This window comes from Plesiocystis pacifica SIR-1, from assembly GCF_000170895.1.
In the GTDB taxonomy this organism is placed as follows: Bacteria; Myxococcota_A; Polyangia; order Nannocystales; family Nannocystaceae; genus Plesiocystis; species Plesiocystis pacifica.
In genome coordinates this window covers 18,477-27,137 of the sequence record NZ_ABCS01000122.1, presented here as the reverse complement: position 1 = coordinate 27,137, position 8,661 = coordinate 18,477, and the positions used below count along the sequence as shown (strand labels likewise).

5 protein-coding genes are annotated in these 8,661 nt (G+C 68.4%); 3 read left to right on the top strand and 2 right to left on the bottom strand.

Annotated features, from left to right (window positions below):
- Positions 1-111: 111 nt before the first annotated feature.
- Positions 112-1,962 carry an ABC transporter ATP-binding protein gene (locus PPSIR1_RS36160; RefSeq protein ID WP_006976231.1) on the bottom strand — a complete coding sequence of 617 codons (1,851 nt, stop codon included), beginning with the start codon at positions 1,960-1,962 and terminating at the stop codon, positions 112-114.
- A gap of 293 nt (positions 1,963-2,255) precedes the next feature.
- Between PPSIR1_RS36160 and PPSIR1_RS36155 the strand changes: the two genes are divergently transcribed.
- Positions 2,256-3,053 (top strand): lipase family protein, encoded by a 798-nt coding sequence (locus PPSIR1_RS36155; RefSeq protein ID WP_006976230.1) that lies wholly within the window; start codon positions 2,256-2,258, stop codon positions 3,051-3,053.
- 414 nt (positions 3,054-3,467) lie between these two features.
- Here the strand turns inward: PPSIR1_RS36155 and PPSIR1_RS44825 are convergent, their stop codons facing one another.
- Positions 3,468-4,832: an N-acetylmuramoyl-L-alanine amidase gene (locus PPSIR1_RS44825; protein WP_006976229.1), complete on the bottom strand. Its 1,365-nt coding sequence runs from the start codon at positions 4,830-4,832 to the stop codon at positions 3,468-3,470.
- A 324-nt stretch (positions 4,833-5,156) separates the two neighbouring features.
- Here PPSIR1_RS44825 and PPSIR1_RS44820 point away from each other — a divergent pair, with 324 nt between their 5' ends.
- Both PPSIR1_RS44820 and PPSIR1_RS36140 read left to right on the top strand, forming a co-directional pair.
- Positions 5,157-5,645, top strand: a complete 489-nt coding sequence (locus PPSIR1_RS44820) for a gamma-glutamylcyclotransferase family protein (RefSeq protein WP_157596350.1) — start codon at positions 5,157-5,159, stop codon at positions 5,643-5,645.
- A 36-nt stretch (positions 5,646-5,681) separates the two neighbouring features.
- Positions 5,682-8,651 (top strand): eCIS core domain-containing protein, encoded by a 2,970-nt coding sequence (locus tag PPSIR1_RS36140; protein WP_006976227.1) that lies wholly within the window; start codon positions 5,682-5,684, stop codon positions 8,649-8,651.
- Positions 8,652-8,661: the final 10 nt, after the last annotated feature.

The following is an 8,661-nucleotide window of genomic DNA, read 5'->3' as shown; positions in this document are numbered from 1 at the left end:
CCCCGAGACCATCTAAGTCCAGGACACCAACTCCACGACCGCCGGAGCGCTCAGCGACAGCCCCCGAGACCATCTAAGTCCAGGATACCAACTCCACGACCGCCGGAGCGCTCAGCGATAGCCCTCGGCCTGCAGCGTGAACAGCCGGGCGTAGCGGCCACCGTTGGCCATCAGCCCCGTGTGGTCGCCCTGCTCGATGACCTGACCGTGGTCGAGGACCACGATGTGATCAGCCGAGCGGACGGTCGAGAAGCGGTGCGAGATCAGGATCGCCATGCGGTCGGCGGTCAGGTTGCGGACGTGCTCGAACACGGTCGCCTCGGCCTCGGCGTCCATGGCCGCGGTGGGCTCGTCGAGGACGAGGATGTCGGCCTGGCTGCGCATGAAGGCCCGGGACAGGGCGATCTTTTGCCACTGCCCGCCCGAGAGCTCGCGCCCGTCCTTGAACCACCGGCCCAGCTGGGTCTGGTAGCCGGCCGGCATGTCCTGGACGAAGTCGTCGGCCATGCCCAGCTCGGCGGCCTCGCGCCAGCGCTGCTCGTCGCTGAAGTGGTCGACGTCGCCGGCGCCCACGTTCTCGCCCACGAGCATCTGGTAACGGGCGAAGTCCTGGAAGATCACGCCCACGCGCGTGCGCAGGTGCTGAGGGTCCCACTCGGACAGCTCGAGGCCGTCGAGGAGGATGCGACCTTCGGTGGGCTCGTAGAGCCGGGTCAGCAGCTTGATCAGCGTGGTCTTGCCCGAGCCGTTCTCGCCGACCAGGGCCAGGGACTTGCCGGGTACGAGGTGCAGATCGATCTTCGACAGCGCCGGGGTCTTGGCCCCGGGGTAGGTGAAGCTGACGTTCTCGAAGCGCACGCCCTCGCCGGGGCGCGGGCCCTCGATGGCGGTGCCGGCCTCGGCCTCGATGCCCTGGTCGAGGTACTCGTAGAGGTTGGACAGGTAGAGGTTGTCCTCGTACATGCCGCCGATCGACGACAAGCTCGCGCTCACGGCCGACTGGCCCTGGCGGAAGACCAGCAGGTACATGGTCATCTCGCCCAGGCTGATCGTGCCCTGGACGGCCGCGAAGGCGATCCACGCGTAGGCGCCGTAGAAGGCGGCGGTGCTCAGCAGGCCCAGGCCAAAGCCCCACGCCCCCCGGCGCAGGGTCAGCTTGCGGTCCTCGCTGAACACCAGCTGGAAGATCTCGCGGTAGCGCTGGAGCAGCAGCGGGCCCAGGCCGTAGAGCTTGACCTCCTTGGCGTAGTCCTCCCGCGCGAGCACGGTCTCGAGGTACATCTGCTTGCGCGCCTCGGGCGAGCGCCACCGGAACAGGCGGAAGGCCTCGCCGGAGAACTTGGCCTCGACCATGAACGAGGGCAGGCCGCCGATCACGAGCACGAGCACGGCCCAGGGCGAGAAGGCCAGCAACAAGGCGGCGTAGCTGATGAGCGAGATGCCGTTTTGGACCAGACCGAAGGTCCGGTTGACCAGGCTCAGGGGGCGGGACGAGGCCTCGCGCCGGGCCCGGGTGAGCTTGTCGTAGAACTCCGAGTCCTCGAAGTGGGACAGCTGCAAGGTCAGCGCCTTCTCGAGGATCAGCACGTTGACGCGGTGGCCGAGCATTGCCCGGAGCAGGGACTGGCACACGTTCAGGCCCTTTTGCACCGCCGAGAGCACGACCATGATCCCGCCCTCGAGGGCCACCCAACCCATGGCGAGCTGCAGGTCGGGGACGCCCCCTTGGGCGGAGATCGCCGCGCCCTCGACGACCGCGTCGACGATCTTCTGGCCGACCCAGGCGGCGGCCGCAGGCATGAGGCCGCCGATCAGGGTCAGCGCGGCGATGATCACCGTCAGCAGGCGGGAGGTCGTCCACACCAGCTCGACGGCGCGCCGGCTGTACTGGAACACGCCCAGGAACTCGCGCAGGCCGAGGCGCTGCGACTTGGGTGGAGCGGAGCCGTGGGGGTGAGCCATGGGTGCACGAACATGGAGCCGAGCAAGCGCCTTCGCATCCGCCCATCTGGGCGGCCGGACTTGCCCAGCTGCGCTCGTCGATGTAACGCGCCGCCTTCGAGAGCACAACCGAGCGCCCGGGCGGGCGGTCCGCTTCGCCACCGGCTCGGCGACCCTCGAAGCCGGCGCGTCGGGCTGGGTCATCGCTCGCGTGCGGCTTCGACTTCGTCCACCAGCACGGCGACACGGATCTGCCGCGGGTCGCTGGAGTGCGCGCGAGCGGGGGCTGGGGGCGGAGGTGCTACCGTCGATCCATGGCCGTCGACATCGACTCTCTCGACCCCGACCCCGGCGCGCTGCCGTCGGTCGAGACCCTCTACGCCCTCGGCGAGTGCGCGGCCGCGGCCTACGGCGTGTTCGGGGGCTTCCCCGTCCGGGTGCGCGCCGCCGAGTACGAGAGCTTCCGCGACGACGACAGCGGCGAGTTCGCCTACGGCGCGAGCACGACGAGCAACGTGTTGGTCGCCTTTCGAGGCACGGAGTTCGACGACGGGGGCGACCTCGCCACGGACCTCGACACCAAGCTCGAGGCTTTTTGCGGCGGCCAGGCGCACCGGGGGATCGCCCGCTCTTTCCGGCACATCTGGACCGAGCTCGGGCTCGAGGCCTGGCTGCGAGGTCAGCTCGCCGACGGCTCGCGGCGGCTGTGGATCGTCGGTCACAGCCTCGGCGGCGGCCTGGCCAACCTCATGCTCTGCGAGCTCGCGCTGAGCTCCTCGGCGCCCTCGGCCGAGCGCCTCGCGCTGGCCGTGACCCTCGGCCAACCCCGCGTCATGGACGGGGCCTTGCGCGATCGCCTGCACGCGGCCATCGACCCCGCTCGCTTCCAGCGCTGCGATCTCCACCGCGATCCCATCCCCTGCTTGCCCCGGCGCACACGCGGCTTCGAGCACGGCGGGAGCTGCCGTTTTTGGCACCCCTACACCCTCAATTGGCGCACACCCAAGGAGGCCGAGCGGGCCCTTTCGGTCGACGACCGGCTGGCCGAGCACAACCTCGGGAACTACTTGAAGCACCTCGAGCGCTGGGTCGAGATTGCGTCCAAGGGTTGAGCACGTTCCTCGGATTACGTAGCAATCAGCGGAGAAAACGCGACCTCGAAAGGGCGCGCTCGCGCGGCTTCGCACCTCCGCGAGAGTCACACGCACGTCTCAAAAAAAAATCAATATTTTTCGTGACTGGATCGCCCTGTCGAGACACAACCAAGGACGAACGAACGTTGCAAGGTCCGCGTAGAGCAACGGACGCTCTGCGCGGACTCGAAGTCGGTGCCTTGGTCAGGGGCAAATTTCCGAGTCACCGACGAGACGAAATCGCGTCACCACCGACCCACGCACCGCGAACCGACTTCCTGGGAGTTCGCGGTGCGTGACTTTTTGGTTTGAGCTGGTTCGCGAACACGCGAGCTCGGCTGTTCTTTGGATCGAGGAGAACGCGTTCGAGCGCGCGTGTGCCCGAGCAGGCGCTCAGCCGCGTTTCCTGCGCGCACCTGCGCCGAAGCCGTAGACCCCGAGGGCGAGGATGAACAGCAGCCCTTCGCGGGCACCCCACGGCTCGTCGGGATTCGTGGAACACGCACAGCTCTCGCCGTCGAGGTAGTCCAGCTCACCCGCCCCAGCGTCCCCGGTCTCGCCCTCGCCGAGCTCGTCGCCAAGCTCGTCGTTGCCCTCGTCGCCGCCCTCGTCGGAGCCGCCTTCATCGCCCGAGTCCCCGGAATCGCCGGAGTCGTCCCCCGGCTCGCCGGTGTCCCCCGAGTCGTCCGCGCCACCGCCCAGGGACTCCACCGCGATCACCACCCGCGCGCCCGGGAAGACGTCGAGGTCGACGGGCTCGAGGGCGTCGCCGTAGGCCTCTCCGCCGAGCACGTCGAGGGTGTGGGCTCCGGCCTCGACCCCGGTGAAGCTGAACTGCCCGTTCGCGTCGGTGGTCGTCTGCTGGCCGCCGTCGAGCACGACGGTGACCCCGGCCGCGGCCTTGCTCGCGTCGTCGCAGGTCTCGCTGAAGTGCTCGGCGAAGATGAAGCCCTGCTCGTCGAGGCCGACGAAGCCCGCGCACGGGCCGTCCTCGGCGAAGTAGTCGAGGCGCTTGTGGCCGACGAGCAGGTCCGAGGCGTGGGTGTAGGGGAAGGCCGTGCCTGCGGGCACGAAGCACTTGTCCGCGTCGCCGAGCTCCGAGGAGCTCTCGAGGGTCCGCTTGATCCACGTGTCGGCGTTCGCGGTGATCGAGCACAGCGCGCTCTCGTCGACGACCGTGCCCTCGATGGTGCCCTCGCCGACCCAGTCGTTGACCAGCGCCATGTAGAGGTCCCAGTTCCAGTGGATGCCGGGGTCGGTGTGGCTTTGATTGGGCAGCTCGACGTGGCCGACGATGTGGTCCCGGTTCTTGGGGATGTCGAGCTCGTCGGCGGTCCAGCGGGTCAGCTGCGAGGAGCTGACGTACATCTCCCAGGTGTACCAAGCCGGCTCGTCGATCCAGCCCTCGTGCTCGATGCCGATGGCGTAGGCGTTGGAGCCCCCGACGTGCCAGGCCCGATCGGCGAGCTCGACCATCTGGGTCACCTCGCCGTCGTCGCTGCGCACGACGAAGTGCGCCGAGACGTTGGCGGCGGGGTTTTGGAACCAGCTCTGGCAGCCCGTGTACGAGCCCTGCACGGTGTGGACCGTGATGTAGTCGAAGCTGACCATCCCGCCGGCGGTGTAGTTGGACGAGTGGGCGGCGTTGAAGCTGATCGCCAGGGGGTACTCGGCCCCGCCGAAGTCCGGGGGCTCGGTGCCCTCGGGGAAGCCGTCGAGGTCGCGATACTCGAGGGGGATCGCATGGTGATCCTCCATGTCGTGCGCGTCAGTGCCGAGCAGGTCTTCGACGCCTGGCTGAGGGCCCTCCGCCAGCGCGCGGCTGGGCGCGGCAAGCGTAGCGATGGCCGTAATTACGGTCAAAGTGGCGAAAATCGCTGTTTGGCGGGTCATCGTGGGCCCACCATGAGGTGTGCTCCAATGTATTACAACTCCTATTTTGTCACACCTATGTTTACGTGTCGCACATCTGGAGAAGTCGCTCACCAAGAATTCTCCTTGGCCCATCACCCAAGGTCCACGGGGCGTATCGCCGCCAACAGCGTGCCCATGAGATCACGAATGCGCGTACAAATGCACTGCGTGATCCATTACTTCGCCTACGGCTCGAACATGTCGCGTGCGCGCCTCGAAGCGCGCGTTGGCTCCGTCCACGACCACGGTCGAGCGCGCCTCGACGATTACGTGCACCGCTTCTCCAAGCTCGGCCGCGACGGGACGGGCAAGGGCAACATCGAGCGAGCACCAGGGCGAAGTTGTTGGGGGGTGCTCTACGAGCTCGACGCGGCGCAGCTCGAGCGGCTCATCGACTTCGAGATGGGCTACGGGGCGACGACCCTGCGGGTCCAGCCGGTGCTCGGCGACGCCCGGCCCTGCCCCGCGCTGAGCTTCGTGGCCCACGAGATCGTCGCGGAGCTCCGACCCAAGGCGGCCTACGTCGAGTTCTACCGTCAAGGCATGGTCGAGCACGGGATCCCCGAGAGCTACGTCCAGGCGATCACCTCGAGCCCCGTGTTCGAGCGCGAGCCCTCGCGGTGGGGATCTGCACGCGAGCGCGCGAGCTTGGCTTGATAAGCTGGTGATCCCCCCGAGGGAGCCCAGCTAGCCATGCACGATCGAGTCGAGACGAGTCGAGAGTCCAGCCGCGCTCGCGCGGTCGAAGCCCCCGCCGCCAGCGAGCTCGCGCCCGAGGGGGAGCTCCAGGCCCTCGCCAACGCGAGCCCGCGCGTGCGGGGTCTTCGGCGGGTCCAGGCCATGGCCGACGGCAGCTCGCAGGTCGAGGGGGCGAGCGCCAACCAAAGCCGGGCCGATCGCGCCCAGGCCGTCCACCACGCCGCGGGAGCGGGCCTGCGCGGGTCGAGCCGCGCGCTGCCCTACCTCAGCGCGATCCAGGCGAGCTTCGGCCGTCACGACCTCTCGGGGGTCCAGGCCCACCTCGGCGCCCAGGACTCGAGCGCGCGCGCGGGCGCCGAGGCCATGGGCGCGCAGGCCTACGCGACCGGCGAGCACGTGGTGTTCCGCGATCGCCCGAGCCTGTTCATGGCCGCCCACGAGGCCGCCCACGTGGTCCAGCAGCGCGGCGGCGTGCAGCTCTTTGGCGGGGTGGGCGAGGCCGGCGACGTGCACGAGCGCCACGCCGACGAGGTCGCGGGCCTGGTCGTGCGCGGGGAGTCGGCCGAGGCCGCCCTCGATCGCTACGCCGATCCGAGCCGGCCCCTGCGCGGCTCGGCCGGGGTCCAGCGGGCCGTGCAGTGCTGGGGCGAGCCCGACCACTACGCCATGGGCCAGCTCGCCGGCATCAAGGCCGTGGGGGTCATCGAGCTCAACAGCCTGGACCTGAAGGAAGAGGAGAAGGACACCGACTACCTGGGCTCCAAGGAGGAGGACAAGAGCCGCAAGCACACCGTGCATCCGATGTCCGGCACCCTCGACGTGCGCACGGACTACGACCACGAGGACAAGTTCGTGGTCCGCGACCTCTCGGGCAAGTCGATGAGCTACGGCGCCGCCAACCGCTTCGCCGGCGACCTCTCGGGTCGGCCCATCGAGGACTTCGAGTACGAGCCCGTCGGCAGCACGATCAGCTCCCTCGGCGGTCACTACACGATCCCCGGCTTGATGAGCTGGCCGGGGAAGCTGGACGAGCACGACACCGACTACGCGCCGCTGTCTGGCTACAAGGAGAAGACCTTGATGCTGACCAACGCGAACCACTTCTACCCCCTCGCGGGGGCGGAGTATCGCCGGCAGCACGCCCACGCCAAGCAGACCATGGCCATGGCCGTGATGCTGCGCGCGAACCCCAAGAGCCACAGCGACGTGCAGATGGCCAAGAACCTGTCGCGCATGGCCCTGATGTACGAGGCCTTCGCCGGTCACTTCCTCGCGGACTGCTTCGCGGCCGGCCACCTGGCCCCCCACGCGATCGGGCTGATCGGCCTCAAGACCCGCATCGACAAGGGGCGCATGGGGGCCCAGGTCAACACCTGGCACGACATCCTCAACGCCGTCCCCGACGGCGTGCCGACGACCCTGGGCCGCTTCCACGGCGACTACAGCATGGACGCCGGCGACCTCGAGTACGTGTCGACGGTGCTCGCCAATTCGCTGCTCGAGATCGCCATGCCCTGGTACGCGCGCAAGAGCTACGACCCCAAGATCGTGCTCCCGGCTCCGGACCTGCCGGCGATCATGGCCGATCCGGTGGTCGGCCCGCTGTGGGCCCAGATGACCAAGGACTACAGCAAGCGCATGAAGCTGCTCGCCAAGCACTCGAGCAGCGACGAGTACGCGTTCCGGACCGACACCACCGAGCTGATGACGGGCGACGAGGCCATCGGGCCGATCCTCCAGAACGTGTTCGGGGGCCGGACCAAGGGGGCCAAGCAGCCGAGCTTCTCCCGGACCAAGCGCCCGGCGATCATCGGCAAGGTCTACAAGATCGTCGAGGCCCTCTACCAGATGCTCGCCTACCGCGGCGGCTGGCAGACCGAGTCGGGGCTGAGCAAGGAGTTCAAGACCATGACGGAGGAGGAGCGCAGCAAGCTGCCCTACAAGTTCCGCGTGGATCTGCAGAGCGACAACCCGCTCAAGATGGTGTCCCCCGCGACCCCGCCCTTGTTCACGCTGCTCGAGGACCTGAGCTGGTGGCGCGATCGCTGGAAGGAGTCGGTCAGCACCTCGAAGGTCGAGCCCTCGACGACCGAGAAGATGCTCCTGAGCTTGACCGACCGCTCGATCGAGGCGGCGAACAAGCTCGCGGCCGCGCGGGCGATCAAGGACAAGGAGGAGCGCGGGCGCGAGAAGGCCGTGTCGCGCGAGCACGGCCTCAAGATGTTCAAGGTCACCGTCGAGGAGTTCGCTCGGGGCAAGGTGCCCATGACCTTGCCGCCCAAGATCGCCAAGGTCCAGCAGGGCACCGCGACGCTGTCGACGAACCCGGACGTGCCCCTGACGCCGCCGCCGATGGGCTACGACAGCGGACGCGTCGTCGGGGACACGGCCAAGGCGGTGACCTACATGACGACCTACAAGACCGCGGCCCTGCCCGCGTACCGCCAGCTCGGGGTCATGCTGGACGCCTTCGCCATGGACCCCTGGCACCGCAACGAGAAGCTGCGCGCGGTCCAGTTCGGCCTGCTCGAGCAGGCCAACACGGCCTTTTACAAGGCCCTGGGCAAGACGACCACCTCGGAGCTGCACGGGTGGTCGCGGGGCCTGGCGAAGCGGATCAAGAGCTGGTCGCTCCGCAAGCCCAAGGGCTTCGAGAAGGCTCGCCGGACGCTCCTGGTCGAGCTCGCGACCTACCTCGCCGAGCCGGTCAAGTGCATCGACACCATCGGGTCCGGCAAGCCCCTGCTCTACGAGTTCCACAACGAGAAGCTCGCGCGGGTCACCGGCCGGATCGTGGACACCCCCGAGTACGTCGAGCCCGAGATCGAGACGCCGATCACGACCATGGACACGATGATGGGGACCTTCCCGACGCTGACCGAGGAGGACACGAGCGAGACGATCTCCCACTCGACCAGCTTGATGGGGACGGAGAAGAAGAAGAAGTCGTGGTGGAAGCGCTGAGCGGCGCGGC

Excerpts from the sequence above, each read along its gene's own strand:
- PPSIR1_RS44825 (WP_006976229.1), bottom strand. The coding sequence starts at position 4,832 with ATGGAGGATCACCATGCGATCCCCCTCGAGTATCGCGACCTCGACGGC.
- PPSIR1_RS36160 (WP_006976231.1), bottom strand. The coding sequence starts at position 1,962 with ATGGCTCACCCCCACGGCTCCGCTCCACCCAAGTCGCAGCGCCTCGGC.
- PPSIR1_RS36140 (WP_006976227.1), top strand. The coding sequence starts at position 5,682 with ATGCACGATCGAGTCGAGACGAGTCGAGAGTCCAGCCGCGCTCGCGCG.
- PPSIR1_RS36155 (WP_006976230.1), top strand. The coding sequence starts at position 2,256 with ATGGCCGTCGACATCGACTCTCTCGACCCCGACCCCGGCGCGCTGCCG.